This is a genomic window from Mesorhizobium australafricanum (assembly GCF_033977265.1).
Classification (GTDB): domain Bacteria; phylum Pseudomonadota; class Alphaproteobacteria; order Rhizobiales; family Rhizobiaceae; genus Mesorhizobium; species Mesorhizobium australafricanum.
In genome coordinates, this window is sequence record NZ_JAVIIT010000075.1 from 1 (window position 1) to 558 (window position 558).

Annotated in this window: 1 protein-coding gene and 1 pseudogene; one reads left to right on the plus strand and one right to left on the minus strand. The window is 56.3% G+C overall.

Annotation, left to right across the window (positions count from 1 at the left end):
• Positions 1 to 242: pseudogene (locus RFM98_RS31240) on the plus strand (hypothetical protein); the annotation flags it as partial.
• Here RFM98_RS31240 and RFM98_RS31245 read toward each other — a convergent pair.
• Positions 229 to 558: integrase core domain-containing protein (locus RFM98_RS31245; RefSeq protein WP_320312303.1), on the minus strand; the 330-nt coding region annotated here is incomplete at its 5' end. The pseudogene RFM98_RS31240 and the gene RFM98_RS31245 sit on opposite strands and share 14 nt — an antisense overlap.

Here is a 558-nt window from a genome sequence, read left to right on the forward strand (position 1 = left end):
GCGAGGTCGCCCTTACAATGCCTCAAATCATTTTGGACGAATTCAGCCGTCGAAAGGATCAAGTTGCAGAGGAAACCCGGAAGAGCCTCCAAACTCATTTCCGTCTGGTGCGTGACGCCATCCGGCGACTAGGTGACGAGGCGGAGAAGGGCGCGGCGCTTAAGGCCCTCAAGGAACTGGACCACAAGATAGCTGTCACGGGAGATGTTGTGACCTTGCCCCCAAGTTTTATCCAATTTTGAGTTCGCTCCAGCGGTTTTTGGTTTCGGTATTTGCGGCGGTAGCGGCGGGATGCGGTGCGGAGCCATTTCGGCTGCGCAGCACCGCATCACGTCGCGGGTTGATTGTCTGAGCGAACTCGGCAGGTGTCATCCAGCCGAGTCCAGAGTGTGGCCGGTGATCGTTGTAATCGCTGCGCCAGTTTGAAAGCGCTGATCGAGCATGGGTCAGTGACGAGAACAGAGTTTCATTCAGGAACTCGTCTCGCAGCCGCCCATTGAAGCTTTCGATGAAGGCGTTCTGGATCGGTTTGCCCGGCGCAATGTAATGCCAATCGAC